Source organism: Pectobacterium atrosepticum (assembly GCF_000740965.1).
In the GTDB taxonomy this organism is placed as follows: domain Bacteria; phylum Pseudomonadota; class Gammaproteobacteria; order Enterobacterales; family Enterobacteriaceae; genus Pectobacterium; species Pectobacterium atrosepticum.
In genome coordinates this window covers 3127332-3150580 of sequence record NZ_CP009125.1, presented here as the reverse complement: position 1 = coordinate 3150580, position 23249 = coordinate 3127332, and the positions used below count along the sequence as shown (strand labels likewise).

Annotated in this window: 22 protein-coding genes; 6 read left to right on the top strand and 16 right to left on the bottom strand. The window is 46.1% G+C overall.

The features are described from left to right. Positions 1–14: 14 nt before the first annotated feature. Together flgK and flgL are read left to right on the top strand one after the other, a co-directional pair. On the top strand, positions 15–1721 hold the full coding sequence (gene flgK / locus GZ59_RS13920; RefSeq protein WP_011093290.1) for a flagellar hook-associated protein FlgK: 1707 nt from the start codon (positions 15–17) through the stop codon (positions 1719–1721). Between the two features lie 31 nt (positions 1722–1752). Beyond that, complete coding sequence (gene flgL / locus GZ59_RS13915) at positions 1753–2706, top strand: flagellar hook-associated protein FlgL (RefSeq protein ID WP_011093291.1); 954 nt, start codon at positions 1753–1755, stop codon at positions 2704–2706. Between the two features lie 335 nt (positions 2707–3041). Here the strand turns inward: flgL and fliR are convergent, their stop codons facing one another. The 13 genes from fliR to fliF all read right to left on the bottom strand — a co-directional run bounded on the left by fliR (position 3042) and on the right by fliF (position 13929). After that, entirely contained in the window at positions 3042–3827 is a 786-nt protein-coding gene (fliR, locus tag GZ59_RS13910; RefSeq protein ID WP_011093292.1) for a flagellar biosynthetic protein FliR, read from the bottom strand. A gap of 2 nt (positions 3828–3829) precedes the next feature. Further along, on the bottom strand, positions 3830–4099 hold the full coding sequence (fliQ, locus tag GZ59_RS13905; protein ID WP_011093293.1) for a flagellar biosynthesis protein FliQ: 270 nt from the start codon (positions 4097–4099) through the stop codon (positions 3830–3832). Positions 4100–4119: 20 nt separating this feature from the next. Next, positions 4120–4815: a flagellar type III secretion system pore protein FliP gene (gene fliP / locus GZ59_RS13900; protein ID WP_173361626.1), complete on the bottom strand. Its 696-nt coding sequence runs from the start codon at positions 4813–4815 to the stop codon at positions 4120–4122. Between the two features lie 77 nt (positions 4816–4892). Beyond that, the gene (fliO, locus tag GZ59_RS13895; protein WP_011093295.1) at positions 4893–5315 is read right to left on the bottom strand and encodes a flagellar biosynthetic protein FliO; all 423 of its coding nucleotides are present in this window, start codon (positions 5313–5315) and stop codon (positions 4893–4895) included. Continuing rightward, entirely contained in the window at positions 5315–5728 is a 414-nt protein-coding gene (fliN, locus tag GZ59_RS13890; RefSeq protein ID WP_010279616.1) for a flagellar motor switch protein FliN, read from the bottom strand. The genes fliO and fliN overlap by 1 nt, the downstream gene beginning before the upstream one ends. Further along, entirely contained in the window at positions 5721–6734 is a 1014-nt protein-coding gene (gene fliM, locus GZ59_RS13885) for a flagellar motor switch protein FliM (RefSeq protein WP_011093296.1), read from the bottom strand. Before fliM ends, fliN begins: the two co-directional genes overlap by 8 nt. A gap of 5 nt (positions 6735–6739) precedes the next feature. Next, positions 6740–7219, bottom strand: a complete 480-nt coding sequence (fliL, locus tag GZ59_RS13880; RefSeq protein WP_039292559.1) for a flagellar basal body-associated protein FliL — start codon at positions 7217–7219, stop codon at positions 6740–6742. Between the two features lie 155 nt (positions 7220–7374). Continuing rightward, positions 7375–8673 (bottom strand): flagellar hook-length control protein FliK, encoded by a 1299-nt coding sequence (locus tag GZ59_RS13875; RefSeq protein ID WP_039292556.1) that lies wholly within the window; start codon positions 8671–8673, stop codon positions 7375–7377. Beyond that, the gene (gene fliJ / locus GZ59_RS13870; protein WP_011093299.1) at positions 8670–9116 is read right to left on the bottom strand and encodes a flagellar export protein FliJ; all 447 of its coding nucleotides are present in this window, start codon (positions 9114–9116) and stop codon (positions 8670–8672) included. The genes GZ59_RS13875 and fliJ overlap by 4 nt, the downstream gene beginning before the upstream one ends. Before the next feature lie 8 nt (positions 9117–9124). Then, positions 9125–10495 (bottom strand): flagellar protein export ATPase FliI, encoded by a 1371-nt coding sequence (gene fliI, locus GZ59_RS13865; protein ID WP_039292553.1) that lies wholly within the window; start codon positions 10493–10495, stop codon positions 9125–9127. Beyond that, complete coding sequence (fliH, locus tag GZ59_RS13860) at positions 10495–11217, bottom strand: flagellar assembly protein FliH (RefSeq protein WP_011093301.1); 723 nt, start codon at positions 11215–11217, stop codon at positions 10495–10497. Before fliH ends, fliI begins: the two co-directional genes overlap by 1 nt. Further along, positions 11210–12202, bottom strand: coding sequence for a flagellar motor switch protein FliG (gene fliG, locus GZ59_RS13855; protein WP_011093302.1), 993 nt, complete (start codon positions 12200–12202; stop codon positions 11210–11212). The genes fliH and fliG overlap by 8 nt, the downstream gene beginning before the upstream one ends. Then, a complete protein-coding gene (gene fliF / locus GZ59_RS13850; RefSeq protein WP_039292549.1) occupies positions 12199–13929 on the bottom strand; it encodes a flagellar basal-body MS-ring/collar protein FliF in 1731 nt (576 codons plus the stop codon). The genes fliG and fliF overlap by 4 nt, the downstream gene beginning before the upstream one ends. Before the next feature lie 260 nt (positions 13930–14189). Here fliF and fliE point away from each other — a divergent pair, with 260 nt between their 5' ends. After that, positions 14190–14504 (top strand): flagellar hook-basal body complex protein FliE, encoded by a 315-nt coding sequence (gene fliE / locus GZ59_RS13845; protein WP_039292546.1) that lies wholly within the window; start codon positions 14190–14192, stop codon positions 14502–14504. A gap of 249 nt (positions 14505–14753) precedes the next feature. Here the strand turns inward: fliE and fliT are convergent, their stop codons facing one another. Genes fliT through fliD form a run of 3 tightly spaced genes read right to left on the bottom strand, consistent with a single transcriptional unit; the run spans position 14754 to position 17002 of the window. After that, positions 14754–15134, bottom strand: coding sequence for a flagella biosynthesis regulatory protein FliT (gene fliT, locus GZ59_RS13840; protein ID WP_011093305.1), 381 nt, complete (start codon positions 15132–15134; stop codon positions 14754–14756). Then, positions 15134–15544 carry a flagellar export chaperone FliS gene (fliS, locus tag GZ59_RS13835; RefSeq protein ID WP_011093306.1) on the bottom strand — a complete coding sequence of 137 codons (411 nt, stop codon included), beginning with the start codon at positions 15542–15544 and terminating at the stop codon, positions 15134–15136. Before fliS ends, fliT begins: the two co-directional genes overlap by 1 nt. A 39-nt stretch (positions 15545–15583) precedes the next feature. Beyond that, a complete protein-coding gene (gene fliD / locus GZ59_RS13830; protein ID WP_011093307.1) occupies positions 15584–17002 on the bottom strand; it encodes a flagellar filament capping protein FliD in 1419 nt (472 codons plus the stop codon). 244 nt (positions 17003–17246) lie between these two features. Here fliD and GZ59_RS13825 point away from each other — a divergent pair, with 244 nt between their 5' ends. The 3 genes from GZ59_RS13825 to GZ59_RS13815 all read left to right on the top strand — a co-directional run bounded on the left by GZ59_RS13825 (position 17247) and on the right by GZ59_RS13815 (position 23180). Beyond that, positions 17247–18113, top strand: a complete 867-nt coding sequence (locus tag GZ59_RS13825; protein WP_039292542.1) for a flagellin N-terminal helical domain-containing protein — start codon at positions 17247–17249, stop codon at positions 18111–18113. A gap of 223 nt (positions 18114–18336) precedes the next feature. Further along, positions 18337–21756 (top strand): O-linked N-acetylglucosamine transferase family protein, encoded by a 3420-nt coding sequence (locus tag GZ59_RS13820; protein WP_039292540.1) that lies wholly within the window; start codon positions 18337–18339, stop codon positions 21754–21756. Between the two features lie 311 nt (positions 21757–22067). Beyond that, positions 22068–23180, top strand: coding sequence for a DegT/DnrJ/EryC1/StrS family aminotransferase (locus tag GZ59_RS13815; RefSeq protein WP_039292538.1), 1113 nt, complete (start codon positions 22068–22070; stop codon positions 23178–23180). Positions 23181–23249 lie beyond the last annotated feature (69 nt).

Below are 23249 nucleotides of genomic sequence, written 5' to 3'. Positions count from 1 at the left end.
AGGAACAACACCTTATGTCCAATTTAATTAACACCGCGATGAGTGGCTTAAAAGGTGCACAGATTGCGCTGAGTACCGTGAGTAACAACATTAGTAATCAGGCTGTTACCGGGTATAGTCGGCAAAATGCGATACTTGAGCAAGCAATTAGCAGCAGCACATCGGCTGGATATATTGGTAACGGTGTCAATGTTGTTAGCATTAATCGCCAGTACAACGAATTCATCACCAATCAGTTGCGTGCTTCGCAAACGACAAGCAGTTCTGTTTCTACTTACTACGAGCAGATTTCCAAGATTGATAATCTGCTGGCCAGCAGTACAACCAGTCTTTCATCAACCATTCAGGGTTTCTTTTCTAACCTGCAAAACCTCACTAGTAACGCGGGCGATTCGTCGACTCGCCAAACCGTACTGGGTAAAGCGGAAGGGCTGGTAAACCAATTCAAAGTCACGGATAAATACCTGCGTGACATGGACAGCGGCCTGAATACACAGATTCAAAGTACTGTTGGCCAAATTAATACGTACACCGATCAGATTTCCTCTTTAAATAACGAAATTATGAAGCTGATGGGCGCAAATAGCGGCACTATGCCTAATGATTTGCTCGATCAGCGCGATCTTCTTGTCGATCAGCTTAACAAATTGGTTGGCGTTGATGTTACCGTTCAGGATGGAATTGTTTACAACGTCGCATTGAAAAATGGTACCAATCTAGTTCAGGCAGGCACGAGCAATCAGCTAGTTGCAGTTAACTCCAGCAGCGATCCGTCTCGTCTCACCATCGGATATAAAGATCAAACAAATGACGTTGTCACGCTGAATGAGAGTACGTTAACGGGCGGTTCATTAGGCGGTTTACTCTCTTTCCGCAGCGAAACGCTAGATGAGGCGCGCGGCCAGTTGGGGCAGTTAGCACTGGCATTCGCCGATGCGTTCAATGCTCAACATCAGCAAGGTTACGATCGCAATGGTGTTAAAGGCGGCGATTTCTTCTCATTTGGCAAAGCGGTTGTCTTAAATGACAGTAAAAATGGCGGTAACGCAGTTTTGACACCGTCTTACACCGATACCAAAGATGTGCAGGCAACTAATTATGCGATTAAATACGATGGCGCTAATTGGCAAGTAACCCGTTTGTCTGATAATTCAAAATTTACGGCGGCAGTGACGACAGCAGGGACTCCTCCTGAAAGCAGCTTGAGTTTTGACGGCGTTAAAATGACCATCACAGGAACACCTGCAACGAATGACAATTTCCTGCTTAAGCCGGTTAATGACGTCATTATCGATATGGCAGTAGCTGTTTCCGACCCGAATAAGATTGCTGCTGCATCCACTAAGGTTGATGAGAATGGCGCCCCTGTCCTGGATGTAAACGGTGACCCTGTCTTTGGTGGTGTTAGTGATAATACCAATGCGAAAGCATTACTTGCTCTACAAAATGAGAAAATTGTGGGCGGGAAGGCCAGTGTTTCTGGTGCATACGCCAGCCTGGTTGGTTCGATTGGTAACCAGGCCAGCACCCTGAAGATAAATAATACATCGCAGCAAAACGTTGTTAAGCAACTGACTGCAGAACAGCAGTCCGTATCCGGTGTGAATCTGGATGAAGAGTACGGCGATCTGATGCGTTTTCAGCAATATTACATGGCAAATGCTCAGGTCATCAAAACAGCACAATCCATATTTGATGCACTTTTAGCGGCCCGTAGCTAGTTTGACCATTTAAGAAAGAGGAATTGATACCATGCGCTTAAGTACTAGCATGATGTACCAGCAAAATATGCAAGGCATTATTAATGGTCAGGCCACGTGGCAGAAAACGGGTGAGCAGTTGTCAACCGGTAAACGTGTCGTAAATCCATCAGATGATCCGATAGCGGCGGCTGGTGTTGTTATGCTCGGCCAGGCCCAGTCGGAGAACAGTCAGTATACGTTGGCCCGCACCTTTGCAAAGCAAAGTATGACCTTGGAAGAATCTATACTGGGTAAGAGTACTACCACTGTTAGCAGCGCATTGACCGAAGTAATCAAAGGTGGCGGTGTTCTAAATGATGATGACCGCAAATCGGTCGCGACCTCTCTGCGCGGTATGAAAGCTGAATTGCTGAATATGGCTAACAGTACCGATGGTAATGGTAACTATATTTTTTCTGGTTATGAAACTGATAAGGCTCCCTTTGTTGAAGGTGCCGCTGGCATTGAATATAAGGGCGGATTTCAGGCTATTTCGCAGCGTGTAGATGCAGCCCGAGATATGACGGTTAGCCATGTTGGATCTGCGGTTTTCAACGGTATAACGGGCGATGCTAAAAAAGAGCCAGATGGTAGTATCCAATCGGATTTATTTGAAACACTGGATATTGCAATCAAAGCGCTTGAAACCCCTCTCGATGGCGCTGATGATGCAACAAAAGCAGGTGTTGCTGCAGCATTAGAGACTGCAAACCGCGGTTTAAACAATTCATTTAATAATATTTCAGCCGTTCGTGCAGAGTTGGGTATCCAACTCAATGAAGTTGATAATCTCGATGCGGTTGGTAAAGATCGTGATGTGGCGAATAAAACGACACTGTCGCAATTGCAGGATACTGACTGGTATGAGGCGATCTCGTCTTATATTATGCAGCAGTCCTCTTTGCAAGCTTCCTATACTTCTTTCCAGAACATGCAGGGAATGTCGTTGTTCCAGATGAAATAGTAGTAATAGACGATATTCATCTATTCTACTTTACGATTTGAATACGCTTAAACCGGGCGTATTTTTTAGGCGTGTCACTCTTTTCATTATACTGAATGGATGACATGCCATTTTTTATTCCCTATCGTTCTGAGTTATCTCTACTATTTTTATATAACGCATTCCTCTTCATCACATCGATATCTGATGCGGCATTGATAAATGCTGTTTATCACCATCACTTATTCTATAGATATATGCTGGGCCTGACAGCGTGGTATGTTGAAATGAGGGGCAAGTCTGCGGATACGAAATCCGCATTGCTTTATCTTTTTACCCTACGGATTTGTCAGTAACTACGGAGTTGATAATTGGCTAAGAATATCCGCGAGTAAATCGAAAACCTCGCTGAATAAATGCTCCGCGAATGGTGGAATGAGCGGGAGTAATAAGCCTAGCGTCATAATTCCGACAGTGAGTGTAATCGGGAAGCCTACAACAAATATTGAGAGTTGAGGCGCCATACGGTTAAGCATGCCTAACGCCAGGTTGATAGTAAGCAAGAGGGTTATGATGGGAAGCGCCAGCATCAATCCGTTAATAAAAATTAATCCACCGGCACGTGCAAGCGCGAGGAAAGCATGGCTGTTAATTGGATTGGTACTGATAGGCAGGGTATAGAAACTATCTGCCAACAACGAAATAAGCCAGAGATGTCCATCAAAGGTTAAGAACAGTAGGATTGCGAGAATATTCAAGAAACGGGCTATTACCTGCATATTCGGGCCACCCGTTGGATCAAAGAAGGTCGCAAAAGCGAGCCCCATCTGTAAGCCAATGAGCTCTCCCGCATGGCGAATAGCGGCAAATGCTAACTGCATTGATAAGCCTAGTGTCACACCGATAAGTATTTGCTGTATTAGTAGCCACACGCCTGCAACAGAAAAAATAGGCGTGGTGTTTAACGGCAAATAAGGCGCAACCAGCAGGGTAATCAGTACACCTAGGCCGATCTTTATCCGATTACCAATCGCTCTTTCGTTAAAGACTGGTGCGGTACTGATCAATGCAAGAATTCTGACAAAGGGCCAGAAAAACTGGCTAACCCAATTCACCATATCCCAACTGTTAAACGTCAGCATGCTTACCCAATAATGTTAGGTAACTGGCCGAATAGCGTGCGCATATAGTCCAGCATGAGGTTTAACATCCAAGGCCCAGCGATCACTAAAGTGAAGAATACTGTTAGTATTTTAGGGATAAATGACAATGTCATTTCGTTTACCTGAGTAGCTGCCTGCAAGAGGCTAATCGTCAGCCCGCTGAGCAGTGCCGCTATCAGGGGCGGGGCCGCCAGCGCTAATGCTACTTTCATTGCTTCATAGCCAAGCGCCATCACCGATTCTGGTGTCATAGTCGCATTCCTCTATTCGTCTAACTGTAAAAACTTTGGGCTAATGAACCGAGTAGCAGCTGCCAGCCATCGACTAATACGAAAAGCATGAGTTTAAAAGGCAATGAAATTGTCGCCGGAGGAACCATCATCATCCCCAGTGCCATCAATACGCTGGCAACAACGAGATCGATAATGAGGAAAGGAATAAATACGGTAAAACCAATCTGGAAAGCGGTTTTTAGTTCACTTGTCACAAATGCGGGAAGAAGTACACGCATGGGTACCGCTTCAGGTCCCTGAATTTCCGGGATTTCTGCTAGCCTGGTAAACAATGCCAAGTCGGTTTCCCGGGTTTGCCGCAACATGAACTCACGAAGAGGCTCCGCGCCACGTTCGATGGCGACTTCCATGCTGATTTGGTCCTGACTGAATGGAAGATAGGCTTCGTCATAAACACGGTTTAATACCGGCGACATGACAAAAAACGTCAGAAAAAGCGTCAATCCGAGTAACACCTGATTCGGTGGCGCGGTTGGTGTACCCAGCGCATTGCGTAACAAACTCAGTACAATGATGATACGGGTGAAGCTGGTCATCATTAGCAAGGCGGCAGGGAGAAAGGTTAGTGACGTTAGGAAAACCAGCGTTTGTACTGATAGTGTCCAGCTCTGCCCACCGTTAGGTAGCGGTTGCGTCACAATTCCAGGAAGCTGCGCCCATACTGATGGTGCCATGAACAATAAACCGATGGCTAAACCATAGCGAAGGGTGTGAAGCAAGGTGGTGATACGAAAATAATTAGGCAAGGCACTCATTCCGATTTTTCCGGACGCTTTAAAACTTTCTTTAACAGTTGGTTGAAATCTACTGGCTTGGTGTCGCCAGTGGAGGAACTGTCGTTGATTGGTTGTGCTGGAAGTGTATGCAGCGGCGTAATTTGCTGAGCTGTAACACCTAAGACTAGCCAAGTATTATCAACTTCTACAATAACTACTCGCTCACGCTGTCCTACAGGGCAACTGGATACGACTTTTAGCAACTTGTTTTGCTTGGTTTGCGGAGCAAAACCGAGTTTACGGGCAAGCCAGGCAATCAGCAGAATAAACAATAAAATACCAGCAAGCACGCTACCAACCTGTGTCAGTAACATGCTGCCGGTAAGTGGTGGTTCAGTAACAAGAGTCGACTGCTGGCTTGCTACTGAAGTAGGGGATGATACCGAGGCTGTTGCCATTAACGACTCAGGCGGCGCATACGTTCAGATGGTGTAATGATGTCTGTAATACGAACACCATACTTGTCAGACACGACGACGACCTCACCTTGGGCGATCAGATAGCCATTGATCAAGATATCCAACGGTTCACCCGCTAAGCCATCAAGTGCAACAACAGAGCCTTGGGTTAGGCGCAGGAGCTCTTTTATCGTCATTTTGGTCCGGCCGAGCTCAACAGTGAGTTTGACTGGAATATCCAATATCAGATCAATATCTTGAAGGGCACCCAACGGGTCATGACCGTCTAGCGACTTAAAAATGCCTTCTGTTGTCGCGGCCGGTTTTTCTGCAGCCTGCTGCTCGTTAAATGCATCAGCCCACAAATCGTCCACTGATTCCTTGTCGTCGGACGGTTTCTTGGTGTCACTCATGGGGCTGTTCCTCGTTATCCAGAGAATTCAATATAGGGTTAATCAAATGTTCAACACGTAGGGCATATTGCCCGTTCAATGTGCCATATTGGCTGGTCAGCACAGGCACTCCGTCAACATGAGCAACGATTTTGTCTGGTTTGTCGATCGGTAACACATCGCCGGGCTGCAACTTCAGAATTTTGGACAGTCGCAGCGGAATATCAACAAAACTTGCAACTAATTCCAATTCGGAATGTTGTACCTGCTTAGCTAAGGTGTCCCGCCAACTTTGATCTTCCTGACGTGAGTTTTCCAATGGCGGATTCGCGAGCAGTTCGCGCAGCGGTTCTATCATTGAAAAAGGAATACAGATGTTAAATTCGCCAGTTAGTGAACCGATTTCAACATGAAACGGTGTCGTCACGACGATATCATTAGGTGATGTTGTGATATTGGTAAACTTGACCTGCATTTCTGAACGCACGTATTCGATATCAAGTTTATAAATCGCATTCCAGGCTTCACCATAGGCTTCCAGAGCCAAGCGTAACATGCGCTTAACCACTCGCTGCTCTGTGTGCGTAAATTCGCGACCTTCGACCTTCGTCGGGAAGCGCCCATCACCGCCGAAGAGGTTATCGACAGCGATAAACACCAAACTTGGCGAAAACACGAATAACGCAGTACCACGTAGCGGTTTTAAGTGAATAAGGTTCAGGTTTGTCGGTACTGGAAGGTTCCTGGCAAATTCGTGATAAGGCTGGATCTTGATTCCACCGACGGTAATATCGGGGCTACGACGCAACAGGTTAAACAACGACATTCTGAATTGGCGCGCGAAACGTTCATTAATAATTTCTAATGCCTGTAAACGCTCGCGGATAACGCGTCGCTGAGTATTCGGATCATAGGGTTTAACACCCCCATCCGTTTTTGATGCCGCATTTGCATCAGCGTCACTATCGCCGCTGTCGCCATTTAATAGTGCATCAATTTCTGCTTGTGAAAGAATACTATCGCCCATAATGGTTACCGCAGTATAAAGGCCGTGAACAGAACATCAGTAACGACCTGGTTAGGTTGACCAGGAACTAATGGTGGGCTTAGCACTTGCTTAATTTGCTCGATCAGCTTCTGTTTACCTTGCTCATTGGCAAGCGCAATTGCGTCCTGACGAGAAAGCAACAATAACAGACGGCTGCGAACTTCTGGCAGATAATTAGTGAAGCGTGTGCGCGTTGCCTCATCTGGCAAACGCAGCGTGAATCCAACATATAACACGCGGTCAGGGTCATTATCTGCATTGACAAGATTAACGGTAAAGGTATCCAGTGGCATGAAAACAGGCTCTGGCGGTGGTGGTGCTTCCTGCTCAGCCGTTGCCGCGTTTTTCTGATTTAATAGCCACCAGGCAGTGCCCGCAGCACCAGTTGCAGCGAGAGCAACGATAATCAGTAGTATTAGCCAAATAGACCGTTTACGTCCTGGTCGAACTTGCATATCAGACATAGCCAAAGATAGTTCCCGTTACTTATCGATATTTATTGCTGGATGAAACCAGCAATAAATAAATGCGTAATGTCGATGATTATCCTGCCTATTGCAATGTTCAATACAGAGAATAGACAGGGAAAATTGTGCTAACTTATTCGTTTACTTCACTTTCAGGCAAAGATATCAACGCCGTTGACTGATGATGCCATCGATCTCAACGTTTCTGGTACGTCTAATAATTCACTCGTGCTTTCCGATGAATGACCAAATTGCTGCTGATAAGACGGGCCACGGCTGTTGCCATCGTTGTTATTACTCGCCATTTGCTGCTGCCAGGCAGAGGAGTCACTGCCTACACTGCTCTGACCAAGGTTAATCCCGCTCTCTGCCATCGCATTACGCAAGTGGGGCAGCGCAGCTTCCAGCGCTGAACGTACCTGACTACTTGCTGAAGCCAGATGAATTTGTGCTTGGTTGTCATCAATTTTTAGACTGATGTGCAGTGCGCCCAATTCCTGTGGATTCAAACGCAACTCTACTGTCTGCTGACCATTACGGCTGAACATAATGATCTGCTGTCCCAATGCATCTTGCCATTGAGGCGAGCCAAACGGGGCATTCAACTGAGCACTTGCTGCCTGCGGGGCTGGAGCGGTACTTCCAACTGATGCAGGTTGAACGTGCATTGCCTGCACCACCGATGGTGTTGTTTGAGACGCGCCGTTGCCTAACGTAGAAACCGGTTCAGACGCATTGCGATCGCCAGCAAGGGAATGCGGTGTCGTCAGCGCAAATTTTGCAGCATTGTCCGTAGACTCGGTCGCTGTCGATGAGGCCTGTTTAGTTGCATGATGCAGATCGCGTGAGATATCAGCATTTTTATCTGGCATTACTGATGTGTCGAGCAGCTTTGCCAGCGTGCCTTTGGCGCTCTCACCTGCATTGTTTAGTGCAGCTGCTGGAGCTTCATTCTGGCGCTTAGCATCAATGAGTCCCGGAATATTTAAACCCGTCGTATTAACGACAGTCGCTGCGATACTATCGGCTGCAGTTGGCGTAGGCAGTGGTGCTGTTTGCAACATGGCAAGCAGTGCCTGCATTACCATCGCGTCTTCTGCAGTATTGTCGCTATCTTTTTTACCCAGACCTTTTAACTTCGCCTGTTCTGCAATTTCTGGATTTTGCTTACCTGCTGTAATGGTTGCCCCAGTCAGAGAACTGAATGAAGAAAGCAGGGCATTTAAATCATCACGACTGAGCGAAGCATTATTTTTCCCTAAAGCGTTTAGCAGGGCTTCTTCATCTACTTTGTCGAGCGTCTTTTTACCCGAGGTATCGGCTACTTGTGATATGCGTTTGCTCAACAGATCAACAAAATCTTTTGGTAGCTCACCCTGTGTCAGTAGAGAAGCAGAAGAACTGCTTGTATCACTGGCAGTGGTAGCTATAGGTAACGCGGACAGATTCATGATTCTGCTTTCCTCTGTGAGGCCCGTTGGGCAAATTCATCCATTTGTTTTTGTTCTATTTTATTTTCTTTGGCAAGCTGTCTTGTCACTTCGCGATCCTGCAGTTTCTCAAATGCATTTAATCGCTGCTGTTTTTCTTGCCAAGTCTTCATTGCTAAATCTAAACGTGACGTCCATTGCGAGAGCTGTTGTCTGTGTTGCTCAATTGCGCCGTCCAGCGTTCGGATGAATTGCTGGTAATTTTGCCAGCTATTATTCGCCATACCAGAGGACATCGTCGAGTTCAATTTTTGACGATAGTCATCCTGATAGTTTAACAGCATATTGAGTTGCTGCTCGGCCTGTTGATGAGCCTGACGTACCTGGCCCAACTGCCCTGCGGCTTTCTCAACATCCTTCTGCGCCAGTTCGCGTAGTGTAACCAGCGGTGACTGGGTTTTCATCTGCTCTCCTACTCATTACGAGGGAAAATAGTGTGCAACGCCTGACAGGATTCTTCATAGTCACTTTGCTCAAACATACCCTGCTGCAAGAAGGCCTCCAAGTGCGGATAGAGACGAATTGCTTTGTCAAGCATAGGGTCACTGCCTGCGGCGTAGGCTCCAACACTGACTAAATCACGGTTACGTTGGTAGCTAGATAGTAACTGTTTGAACTGCCTTACCGAAGCATAGTGGTCTTCATCGATCAGCGCTGTCATCGCACGACTAATCGATGCTTCAATATCAATTGCCGGATAATGACCAGACTCTGCGAGTTGACGGGACAGCACGATATGTCCATCAAGGATGGCGCGAGCGGAGTCGGCTATAGGATCCTGCTGATCGTCACCCTCTGTCAGAACAGTATAGAAGGCGGTGACTGAACCACCGCCATGAATACCATTTCCTGCGCGTTCAACCAGCGCGGGTAATTTGGCGAAGACAGAAGGGGGATAACCCTTGGTTGCCGGCGGCTCGCCAATAGCTAAAGCAATTTCACGCTGTGCCATGGCATAACGCGTGAGCGAATCCATGATGAGCAGAACGTGATGACCGCGATCGCGAAAATCTTCAGCAATACGCGTGGCATACGCTGCCCCCTGCATCCTTAATAATGGAGAAACATCAGCAGGTGCGGCAATAACGACAGATCGAGCTCGGCCTTCCGTGCCCAGGATATTTTCGATAAAATCTTTCACTTCTCGGCCACGTTCGCCGATAAGGCCAACAACAATGACGTCAGCCTGAGTATAGCGTGCCATCATACCCAATAGCACACTTTTACCCACCCCCGAGCCAGCAAATAAGCCCATTCGCTGCCCTCGGCCCACAGTGAGCAAGGCATTGATGGCTCGAACGCCCACGTCTAGAACACTGTCGATTGCTGTTCTCTGTAATGGGTTGACTGGTGGCGTAATCAACGGTGCGCGATAGCCTGTATCGGGTGCGGGTAAACCATCCAGCGGTTTTGCGCTACCATCTAGCACACGCCCCAGTAATTCAGGCCCTAATGGTAATTGCTTTCCTTGACTGCTGCTGTCTTGGCCGACGCGTGCGTAAACACGTGCTCCAGGGGTAATACCTTCAACTTCTTCCAGCGGCATAAGAAAGAGTTTTTGCCCGTTGAAACCGACAACTTCGCTTTCGATTTCTTCAACCTTAGAGCCATTCTGCCGTTCGATGAGGCAGGTGGCACCCAGTGGCATGTGCAACCCTGTCGCTTCTAATACCAAACCTGTCGCCCGGGTTAAGCGGCCGTAACGACGCACTGAAGGTGTGTCGTCAATGCGTTTCTCAAATGAATCAAGAGAAGAGAGCCAGCGTCCGAGGCGTGAAGTCATCATAACTCTCCGGGGGCGGCTAAACGGCAAAGTTCATGCCAGCGTGTTGCCAGGCTGGCATCCAGATCGCCTTCTTCCGCGCTGACCTTGCAACCCCCCGGATGGAGCTGACTATCAGCAAGCAATCTCCAGCCATGTAAGCTGAGTGTCGGGCCCAAATATTGTTCAACGCGTTCCAGATCAGAAGGGTGAACGCGTAATTGCGTCTTACCTGAAAACATAGGTTCTTGCTGGAGCAGTTGCTGTATCTGGCCTAGCAGAGCGTTACCGTCACACACTGGAGGTTGCCCCAGGATCTGCTTGGCTGCGGTCAAAGCCAGCTGCATCAGGCGAGCAGGGATCACACTGTCAAGAGTATCCAACGTCTGCTGGAACTCGGTGACCATTTGCTGCATCTGTTCTATGATCGGCTGCTGCTGCTGCAAGGAGTTTTGCAAACCCTGCTGCTGTCCTTTGGCTAAACCTTCCTGATAACCTGCGTCATAACCTTGTTGATGCCCTTGCGAAAAACCTGTTTCTCGTGCCTGTTGCATCATGCTTTCACGCAGAGACGCTAGCTCATCCTCTAAGGTAGGGACGGCGTTCTCTTCATTGAAACGCTCAATCGCAGGCACTTCAGGTTCATCATTTACCTGATATGTCGGTACGGACTTTGAAATTGGTTCAGCCAGGTCATTGGGCTTCCAGGGCTGCCAGGCCAGATTTTTGGGGGCGTTAGACATAGGCATCCTCGCCGCCGCCGATAATCATCTCGCCGCTGTCTGACAGTCGACGGACGATAAGTAGAATCGCTTTCTGTTCGTTTTCGACCTGCGACATACGTACCGGACCACGAGTTGAGAGGTCGTCGCGAAGAATTTCTGCCGCACGCTGAGACATGTTGCGCAGGAATTTCTCGCGTAACGGTTCTTCTGCGCCTTTCAATGCCAACAGCAGAGACTCGGACTCGACTTCCTGTAGAAGACGCTGGATGCTGCGGTCGTCCACTTCCACCAGATTTTCGAATAGGAACATTTCGTCGATGATTTTCTGTGCCAATTCGCCATCGAACTCGCGTACAGCATCGATAACGGCTTCTTCCTGCTGAGTTTTCATCAGATTGATAATCTCAGCCGCAGTACGAACACCACCCATTTTGCTGCGTTTGAGGTTCTGGCCATCGAGCAAGCCATTTAGAACGTCCGTCAATTCTGCTAGTGCGGAAGGCTGAACGCCGCCGAAGGTCGCAATACGTAACATGACGTCATGGCGCAGGCGCTCGTCAAACAGGGCTAAGATATCGGCAGCTTGAGCGCGTTTCAGGTGCACCAAGATTGTGGCGATAATCTGTGGATGTTCGTCGCGAATAAGGTCTGCGGCAATCTGCGGCTCCATAAAGTTGAGTGTTTCCATTCCACTTGTGGAGTCGCGACTCTCAAGAATATCTTCCAACAGGCTAGAAGCTCGCTCTTCACCAAGTGCTTTGATAAGCACTGAACGAAGATAGTCGCCAGCATTCACACTGAGAGCGGCATATTGCTCGGAGTCAGCCTCAAATTCCCTCAGAATCTCGAGCAACTGCTGTTGTGATACCTGTCTCATGTTCGCCATGGCAGCACTGAGATGCTGTACTTCTTTGGTCGAAAGATGAGTAAACACTTCCGCAGCACGGTCTTCACCAATGGTCATCAATAAGATGGCGCTTTTTTCTGTTCCTGTCAGGCTCATAGTTCAGTACTCATCCATTGGCGAATGACCAGGGCGACGACGCGTGGATCGTTCTCTGCCATTTCACGTATACGGTTACTTTGCATTTCTGCATTGACACGTTGTTGCGATTTCCGCTGTTGCTCAACTTCCGAGCTACTCAAGTTGACCATAACATCGTTATCTGTACCCTGAGACAGGGTAGCCGCTGCCAGTGCCGCTTCTTGTTGCTGTGCTTTTTTCTGCAATTGCGGACGAACCAATTTACGCCACAGAATCCAGGCAACGATCAGAACCAGCAGCCAACGACCTGCTTCCATCAGGAGATCGAAAAATGCTTGTTTTTGCCAGAATGGAAGCTCGCCAGAACCATCGGTGCTGTCCATAAATGGCGTGTTAACGACATTTAATGTATCACCACGTTCGGCAGAGAAACCCATTGCTTCTCGTGCTACTGTTTCAATCTGTTTGATCTGATCTTCCGTCAACGCGACGGGTTTGCCATCCTCACCAGGAGGCTGATAGTTGACGATGATAGCTGCAGACAAGCGCTTCACACCACCCGTGCTGTGTTTGGTGTGTAAAATGGTCTTGTCGACTTCATAGTTGGTTGTTGCGTCATTGCGGACATTTGATGTCTGAATGGTGGTATTGGTATTTGCGGCATTGGCTTGGGCGCCCGCCGCGTTGTTTTGGTTCTGCTGGCCTGCCTGATTATTCGCATTTGCGTTGGCATTGGCATTATTTGGCGGCGTCGCGATAGGTGCTGTCGGTGCCGGTGCCGGCTGATTGGTCAATGCACCAGGAACGCCACCTACGTTCGGGCCTCCTTTCTGCTCACTCTGGCTGGTTTGTTGAGAGCGAACGGCCGCTTTATCCGGTGGTTGGTTGGGCTGATACTGTTCGTCAGTTTGTTCGCGGGCTGAGAAGTCAATTTGTGCGGTGACCTGAGCATGCACGTTGCCCATGCCAACCATCGGCGCGATGATTGACTCTATACGACGTTGGTACATCGCTTCAACTTCGTTGCTGTACTTAAGCTGAGCAGCATTCAGGTCGCGACCACTGCCACCTGCTTGAGTTAACAGACGCCCGGTCTGATCGACGACCGTAACATTATCCGGCGGCAGGCCAGCAACGCTGCTGGAAACCATGTAAACGATGGAGTTGATTTGACCTTCATCTAATGCGCGACCCGGTTGTAATGTCAGAGTGACAGAAGAAGAGGGGGATTTCTGCTCACGAACGAACAGTGAAGGCTTCGGTATGGCAAGATGAACCCGCGCATTCTGAACGGGGCCTAATGTCTCTATCGTTCTGGAGAGCTCGCCTTCCAGCGCACGCTGGTAATTAATCTGTTCACTGAATTGGCTGATGCCAAACTTTTCCTGGTCGAGCAATTCAAATCCAACAGCGCCACCTTTTGGCAGCCCCAATTGGGCCAGTCGGAGTCGAGTCTCATAGACGTTTGCGGCGGGAATCATGATCGCGCCACCGCTTTCCGCAAAGCGGTAAGGGATATTCAGCTTTGTTAATTCGCTGACAATTGCGCCGCCGTCTCGGTCGTTTATATTGCTATAAAGTACCCGATAATCAGGGCCTTTAGCCCATAACGTCAACGCGACGACGATTGCTATAGTCGCAGCTGCTGCGATCAATAGCGGAATTTTCGGATTGGCGCGTAACCGGTTGAGTATTTCGCCAAAGCTATTTTTACCGGTAGCGGAGCCGGTTAATGAGGCGTTCATACTCTATCTCTGCTTGGTTGTTGAACGATATACTTAACGTTGTGACGTGACAAAACAGAACTCCCTGATTGCGCAATCAATAAAACATTTCGCCTACATTTATCGGCATGTCATTATTTTCCGTAAAAGAAAAATCGATGGGTCGATAAGGTGGCATTTTTCGCGCTAATTGTGCGATTTATCTGAAAAGCAGTGTGGTAGGGTAATGCTGTCATAGAAAATGCATAAGCAGTCTAACCTGTATGGTTCAGTGAGGTGTTATGTCGGTTCAAGGTATTGATGGCGTTCTGCAACAAATGCAGGTCAAAGCTCTGCAAGCTTCTGACACGCCAATAGCCAGACCATCAGTAGAACCTGGTTTTGCCAGTGAGTTGAAAGCCGCGATCGATAAGATCAGCGACACACAACAGGTCGCTCGTACGCAGGCCGAAAAATTTACCCTAGGTTTGCCGGGCGTGGCATTGAATGACGTGATGGTGGATTTGCAGAAATCATCCATCTCAATGCAAATGGGCATTCAGGTGCGTAATAAACTGGTATCTGCGTATCAGGAAGTGATGAACATGTCCGTTTGATGTCGCCCATGGCATCAACCTGTAATTATTAACGTTATTGCGCGTGATTCCACTGTTAAGGCAGGAGTCATGGGATTTCGCGCAATCTTTATTTGTATGTCAGTTTCCCACCTGCTTTATTCCTTTGTCGTTAAAGCGTACTTATTTCGTTAGCTGATAGCCTGAATCTGTAGATCAAAAACTATAGCTATAGACAAAAAGAACGCGCCTCGTAAAAACAAAGGCGCGCGCGGTACAATTTATTGTGCGTTATGAGCGCGTTTCGTCAGGCAAGGGGTCGTCAAGTAACCGTCGCTGCCCTGCAAATTCGCTATAAGTTGCATTAATTGACTTTTGCTTCAGTGATTGCCCCATTAACGAACTTAACTCATCCATCCGCTTCTGCAAAAGTTGTTTCACTTTCGCTTCATTATCCATCACTTCCTGCAAAATTTGTCGCAGATGCAGTCGCATCACGCTGTCAATTTCGTCAGGAATTGGCGTGTTAACTAAGCCTTCAACGGACTGAACATAAACAATCTCTTGCTCAACCAACGTATCCCATTGGCCGCTGATGGCCAAATGAAGAATTTTTTGACTCAGAGACAAAAGTTGTTGGTAATCTTTTAGAAGCCGATGGGGGGAGACCATTAACGTACTTCCTGCTCTGGTTTGTAATTAGGGCCGATTTGGCGCCAGGCATCAGCGATATTTTCCAGCAACGCTTCAACTTCTTCTATCGCTTTTGCATCATTATGTAAATTGGCAATCAATAAACGATGAGACATGTAGTCGTACAGCGCGGATAGGTTTTCAACGAGCTCACCCCCGCCTTCCGCATCTAACCCAGCTTTTAGCCCATTATTGATAATGTTGATTGCTTTAGATAAAGCCATGCCTTTGCCTGGGATGTCGCCTTGCTCCATGAGGATGCGTGCGCGCACCATCGCACTGCGCGCGCCATCAAACAGCATGACGATAAGCTGGTGAGGGCTTGCGCTCATCACGCTGCTTTCGAGGCCTACTTGAGCATAGGCTTGGCTGCCTTTCATGTTGTACATCACGTTACCTATCTTTCTTTCATCGAGAATTTAAAGTTTTTAGAGTTTAGAGAACATGCTCGTTAAACTGCTCAACGTACCGTTCATTTTTGTCATGGCTTTATCAAGCTCGACAAATTGCTTCTGATAACGGGCAATCGTGTCTTCTATTCCGTTTTTCATACGGGTAGATTGCGTATCTAGTTTTCTCAACGTACTGTTAATGCCATCTTCTTTGTTTTTGATTATCCCTTCATTCGTATCAAGCACTTCTTTCAGATAAGTGCGAGTCTGCGTAGCAAATCCTTGCTTATCGTTATCACCAACAAAGAAAGCTTGGACTTTTCCTGGTTCTTCTTTCAGGGCTTTGTCCAATTTGGTATCACTGATCTCCAGTTTGCCTGTTTTGGAGTTCTGAGTAATACCCAAGTCCGCGAAAATACGGAAATCATCGCTCTCAGTCTGAATGGTAGTTAACTGAGCTTTAAGCTGGTTTTGAATACCTCGAACAGTCGAGTCACCCAGTAATGCACCATTCGAGTTTGCCTGATTTTCACCAGCTTCTACTGCTGTGTATTTGGTTTGGGAATTGATTGTATCTTGCAGCGAGTTATATGCGTCGACCCATGCCTTGATGGTGTCTTTCATGCCGGTAATATCTTGATCGATTGTCAGCGTTTCCGGTTTGCTCGCTTCTGTTTTAGCCTGCAGGGTCAATGTAACGCCTTCAAACGCATCACTAATCGTGTTGCTCTGCCTTTCGATTGCAATGCCGTTTGCTACGATTGATGCGTTTTGTGCTGCAACTTTTTCGACCGTGGTGCCAAGAATACCGTCATTATCACTAACCGAAATTTTACTATCGGTACCGCTGTTCTTTGCGGTGAGCATCAGGTAATACTCGTTGTCTTTCGCTTTTACTACACTAGCGGTCACGGTACCATTGACCTTATTGATTGCATCACGGACATCGTTCAACGATGTTTCACCCGCTTTGATATCAATTTCCAGAGATTTCAGGTAATCATCACCGACTTTCGTGAACTTACCATTGTCTTGGGAGATAACGAATTTTGTGTCTGTTGCACTTAATGGTTCTGTCGCACTCGTTTTGGCCGCAGACGTTATTGAATGCGCCTGAGCTAAATTATTCACTTCAATAGTGAAGGATCCCGCAACCGCTTTACTATCTGTGGTTGTAGTAAATGCTTTGTTCGTACTGGAAACTTTAGTTGATGTAATACCATCAATTGAACCTTTGACAATGCCAAAAGATTCAGACTTAGCTAATGCGTCATTCGCAGTCTTTAGCTTATCAAGAGCACTTTTGAGGGCGCTAACACCTGTTAGTTGTGCCTTGAAGCTTGACTGTTGACTTGCTAATGGGACAAGTCTTTGATTTTCAGCTGTCCTTAGTTGTGCTAACAAGTCAGCTAAACCTAGTCCTGAACCGACGCCTAATGAAGAGATACTTGCCATGTTCGAATCCTTTTATTTAGAGCATATCGATATACAAAGTGGTTATCGGCAGTGCGCATGATAAGTTTAGTATAAAAGCAGGTGAGGTTTTATTGACCCATAGGCCAAATAGAAACGAGCCGACGATGAAAATAATTGCGAAAAAAGTTAAAGCTTCTGGAAAGCGTTCCGATAAATGTTATCGACGGGGATGAACCCGTGGGTCTAACCCGAAACCTATAACCACTGATTAAGGAACGCTATCATGGCAGTAATTAATACTAACATCATGTCTCTGACTACTCAGAACAACTTGAACAAATCTCAGTCTGCACTGGGTACCGCTATTGAGCGTCTGTCTTCTGGTCTGCGTATCAACAGCGCGAAAGATGACGCAGCTGGTCAAGCGATCGCTAACCGTATGACCGCTCAGGTTAAGGGTATGACTCAGGCCGCACGTAATGCCAACGATGGTATTTCCCTGACTCAGACTGCTGAAGGCAACCTGAACGAAATCAACAACAACTTGCAACGTATCCGTGAACTTGCAACTCAAGCAGCGAACGATCCTAACGGCAAAACTGACCGTGACTCAATCGTTAAGGAAATGACTCAGCGCATTAACGAAGTTAACCGTGTTGCTCAGAGTGCTTCTTTCAACGGTACTAAACTGCTGGACGGTTCTGCAAGTGCTGGCATCATTATTCAGGTTGGCGCTAACACTGGTGCAACTGAAACTATCACCATCGACAGCACCGCATTAATTGATGCAACGACTGGTGGTACAATGAGTGATGTTGCATCTAAAATCACTTCTCTGGGCGCTGTTGCTACCGGTAGTTCTGCTAACTCAGCAGCTCAGGATCTGATCACCTCTCTGGATAGTGCTCTGTCAGCTGTTGATGCTGCACGTAGTAACCTGGGTGCGATTCAGAACCGTTTCGAATCTACCATCACCAACCTGAACAACTCTATCAACAACCTGTCTTCTGCTCGTAGCCGTATCGAAGACGCTGACTACGCAACTGAAGTATCAAACATGAGCCGTAGCCAGATTCTGCAGCAGGCTGGTACTTCTGTACTGTCTCAGGCAAACCAGGTTCCACAGACCGTTCTGTCTCTGCTGCGTTAATTTTCAGCCAGACAAGCGCTGTAGCTTATCTTATAAGCCAGTCCTCCGGGACTGGTTTTTTTATAGTAGACGTTCTATCCGTTATTCTGTTGTGAAGCCGTGCCACCTCTCCCTAACGTATGTTATACGCCTAATATTTCCCTCTATTTATAAGATTGCGTATCTTAATAGTTGATACGATAGTAGTAATTTCTTTTCCTCTCATGAAAGGTTTTCCCTTCTGATGACTTTAGATACTGCTGCCGGCCATCCAACAATGGATTCTGCTGATCGCTGTCCTTTGCCTTATACCTCACCGACGCATTTGCAGGCAGTAGCATACTTGCATGGCATTGTGGCAGCGGATCCTGATAGAGCGCGAGTACTGGAACTGGGATGCATGAGTGGCGCGAATCTGCTGCCATTTGCCACCGCATATCCGCAGGCACAGGCTGTTGGTATCGATCTTGATGAGGAAAAAATTGCACAAGGGCAGATGTGGGTACAGCAATATGGGCTAACCAATCTGCAACTTCAGGCAATGGATTTGGGATCGCTTTTGGACAGCGATCTCGGAAAATTTGATTATATTATTGTTCATGGTGTTTTCGGACTGATCAGCGGGGAAGCGCGCTCGGCGTTGTTGGCATATTGTCACCGTCACTTAAGTGCAAAAGGCGTGGTGTGTTTTTCCTATTCGACCTATCCAGGTGGAAAGACAGAGGAAATCCTGCAAGATGCCTTAAACCTGCATGCCAGTCTGGCAGAAACACCGGAACAACAGCAGGCTAGCGCCAGAGCCATGCTGAGCTATTTATCGTTGGGCATGTCTGCAGATAATCCCCAGAGAGCGGCTATTACGACGTTGGTTGAAGAAGCTGAAAAGCTGGGTGATGTGTCGCTAGCACTCAATTATTTGCAAGGCCTGAACCAACCCTGCTATCTGCTCGACTTTAATGCACTGATTGCGCAAGAAGGCTTGTCTTATGTCGGTGAAATTGAACCTCATACCGAGATTGCCTCCCACTATGGTGAACAGGTAGATAATTTGCTGCGTGCAATCTGTCCAACAGGCAATAAGGTATTGAAGCAGCAGTATCTGGATTTCAATGTCGGGCGTAAACGCCGGTTTAGTCTGTTAGTGGCGACTGAGCGAGCGGAAAAGCTGGAGTCGGAAATTGATATCTCTCGACTGGATAAACTTTCCTGGGCTGGTAGCTTCCGCCGTGTAATGTTGAATAAAGGGCTGGCGTCTAACGCTCATGTCACCAATGCTGGTATACAGATATCGACCGATCACGAACTTACACAGAAAATTCTGGATGTCTTAGGTAATGCGTGGCCAGCGAGTGTTTCCTTTAAGCAACTTATATTCAATACTCATTTTCCTGAAAAAGAAAATGACAAGCAAGAACATGAAAATAATATCCGTGAATCTCTTTATGCTTTGTTAAAGCAGGGGATATCGAGCATTCATTTCTGCGTCGGTGAATGTGCCTATCGTAAAAGTGAATTTAGCGCACTGCGGGCATTACCAAATTGTGGGGATATTTATCCTACATTCAACTATTGGTATGAATCTTTCACGTTACCCACAGAGGCTCAGGGATTAAAAATTCCAATGAGCCTATTAGATGAGCAAAAAGATGGCTCATTAGCGCTGTTAGATGAATTGCACCATAAAGGCCTAATGATTGGAAGTGCGCTGGCATGGCAGCGTTATTTCCAAAAACGTTTGGAATTGGCTAAGGATGTTAACGACGTAATCCACAGTATAAATCCGTTGATTATGTATTCTAGCAATACGAGCGGCGGTGGTTTGTTCAAGGCAAGCGATGTAATAAAAGTCGAAAAAAGTAGAAAAGAATTTGTTAATGATCCTATTGATGCGAAACTCAAAGGACAATTATATAATTTATTGCAGAAACAAAAATACGGTGAAGCACGCTCTCTGGCTGAAGAATTAACCGTAAAGCAACCCAATAATCTACAAAGTTGGATCGCACTGGAAAGAATAAACTTCGTCACTGGTGATAAAGACGCAGCAATATTCTCTTTAGCAAAAGTTATTTCTATGCACAGCAATGCATGGTTGGTCTACAGTGAGCTAGCCAGTTTATTACATAGTACATATAATTACTGGGAAGCAATTAATCTAGCTTACAGAGTTATTCGCTGTGATGGCAATATTGCTGTCGCCTGGAATGTGGTAGCACTTGTTTATTTAAAATTTGAAAATATGGCTGGTGCAGAAGTATGTATAGAAAAAGCAATGAAACTTCTGCCTAACGATGCGGCCATATTAAATGCAATGGCAATGGTGTTGGATAAAAAATCTGATGTCGAAAGTGCAATTGAGTATTATCGTCAGGCTGTCTCTAATGCCCCTGAAGATTTAAGTTTATACAGTAACCTTCTGTTTGCTTTACTGCATAATGCTAAGATTCCGGCTTCAGAGATTTTTGCAGAACATTTGTTATATGGCGAAGTGGTAGAAAAACGTAATGGTGCGCTTGCTCCAGTACGTTATCTGCAGAATAAAGATCCCGACAGAGTGCTACGTATTGGTTTTGTTTCTGGTGATTTATATTCACACCCAGTCAGCAAATTCTTATCGCCTGTATGGAATGACATCGATCATCAGCACTTTTCCCTCTATGCCTATTCCACATCACATCATCATGATGATGTCACTCGCATGTTGGAAAAAAATTCAACAGTATGGCGTAACGTAGCAAGTAGTAGCGATACTGAGTTATTCGATCTAATTAAACGGGATGAGATCGATATTCTTTTCGATCTTTCTGGCCATACAGGCGATAACCGTTTATCAATGTTTGCTATGAAGCCAGCGCCGATCCAGATTAGCTGGATTGGCTATCCGGGAACGACTGGATTAAAGGCGATGGATTACTATCTGGTTATGAATCATGCGCCATATCCAGAGGTTTTAGCTCATCAATTTACTGAAAAATTGTTGTATGTGTTATTTGACCGACAGTTTGAACCCGTGGTTAATGGCCCAGAAGTTAACGATCTTCCTGCATTGAAAAATGGTTATCTCACTTTTGCTAGCTTTAACAGGCCGACTAAGATTAACGATACTGTATTATCGGCTTGGGGAAAGATCCTCGTTCAGTTGCCAACTAGCAAGATGATTATTGGTGCGTTACCTAGCCTGCAGACGAGAGACCTTATACGTAAAAAGCTAGAGTCACAGGGGGTTCAACCCGAGCAGCTCATTTTCCGCGAACGTGTCAACATCATGAATTATCTGGCTATGCACCAGGAAATTGATGTGTTGCTGGATACTTTCCCCTATACCGGGGGTACAACGACGAACTACGCTTTGTGGATGGGAGTGCCAACTCTGACGCTGGCTGGTGAAACCTATGCTGCTCGCCAAGGGGTTGTAAACCTTGGTCAGGCTGGTTTGAATGAGTTTATTGCTCATTCAGAAGAGGACTACATCGACAAAGCCATTTCCTGTAATAACCGTTTGGATGAGTTGAATCAAATTCGCCATAGCTTACGTAAGAAAATGGAATACGATATCGATACTTCTGACGCAACGGCCGCAACGTACTTTGAGCAGGCGCTAAGAACAGTATGGAAAGCTTACTGTGACGGCCAACCGCCTAAAAGTTATTCTATCGGCCATTAACTGATGTTATGTAGGTGGTATTTTGTCACGGATGAACGTCACCAGACTGATTGGTAAATGAATGAGATAATGGCATCTATTCTGATGCCATTATCTGTAGAGATGATTTTCAAACGTACTGCCGTGTAAGTGGATGTCGGCTACGGGTATTATAGAAAGAGAATGGAGCATTACTATTTTTGGTCAGGAGTACTAAACCTGAACATTTTCTTTTTATATCATCAATATGGGTAAAGTTTCAGCGCTTTGATAGCTGTGAGTCAAGGGCGGTAGCGTTGATTGCGAATAATCTATAAGCGGAAGATGGTGAAATGAAAAAACCAGTGTATGTAACAAGCCCGTTATTACCCCCTTTGGATGAATTTACTCCTTATCTTGAGGAAATATGGGAAAATAAATGGCTGACTAATAATGGCACCTTCCATCAGCGTTTAGAGCAAGCTTTGGCGGATTATCTAGGTGTTCCGTACCTTAGTTTGTTTTCCAACGGCACGCTGGCATTATTAACTGCTTTGCAAACGTTACGTATCACTGGTGAGGTAATTACTACGCCTTACTCATTTGTGGCGACATCACATACATTATTATGGAATGGATTAAAGCCCGTATTTGTTGATATAGATCCAGTGACATGTAATCTTGATCCTTCGAAATTAGAGCAAGCTATTACGCCAGCAACGTCTGCAATTTTACCGGTGCACTGTTATGGACTGCCTGCGGATGTTGACCGAATTCAAAATATAGCTGATATATATGGTTTGAAAGTGATCTACGATGCGGCTCATGCTTTTGGTGTTAAAAAGAATGATGTCAGCATACTCAATCATGGAGATCTTTCTATACTTAGCTTTCATGCAACGAAGGTTTTTAGCACTATTGAAGGCGGTGCGATTATTTCTCAAGATGAAAAAACGAAAAAAAGAATTGATTATCTTAAAAATTTCGGATTTGTCGATGAAGTGACAGTTGTTGCTCCTGGTATTAATGCAAAAATGAACGAGGTTCAGGCTGCATTTGGATTGCTTCAATTGAAATATATTGATTCAGCATTAAATCAACGTAAAAATATTTATTCAAGATACTGTGAGCTTTTGAAAGATATCTCAGGAATTAAGGTGATTAGTATTCCTGACAATGTGACTTGGAATTATGCCTATTTCCCTATTTTCTTCTCTGATGCCTTCCCTAAAAAAAGAGACGAAGTCTACGATATTCTGAGGGAGAATAATATATATGCTCGTCGATATTTTTATCCTCTGATTAGCACTTTCCCGATGTATCGGGGATTAGACTCAGCGAAAGAAGATGGTCTACCGACGGCATCTCATATCGCCGACAATGTTCTCTGTCTTCCTATCTACCCGGACTTGTCAGATGAAAGTATATTGGATGTCGTTAAATGTATTTCTGATTGTGTAAACTGAAAGATATTTTTAGGAAGAAAATTATCATTTTCAATGAAATATAATTTGTAATTTATAATGCGGAATCTA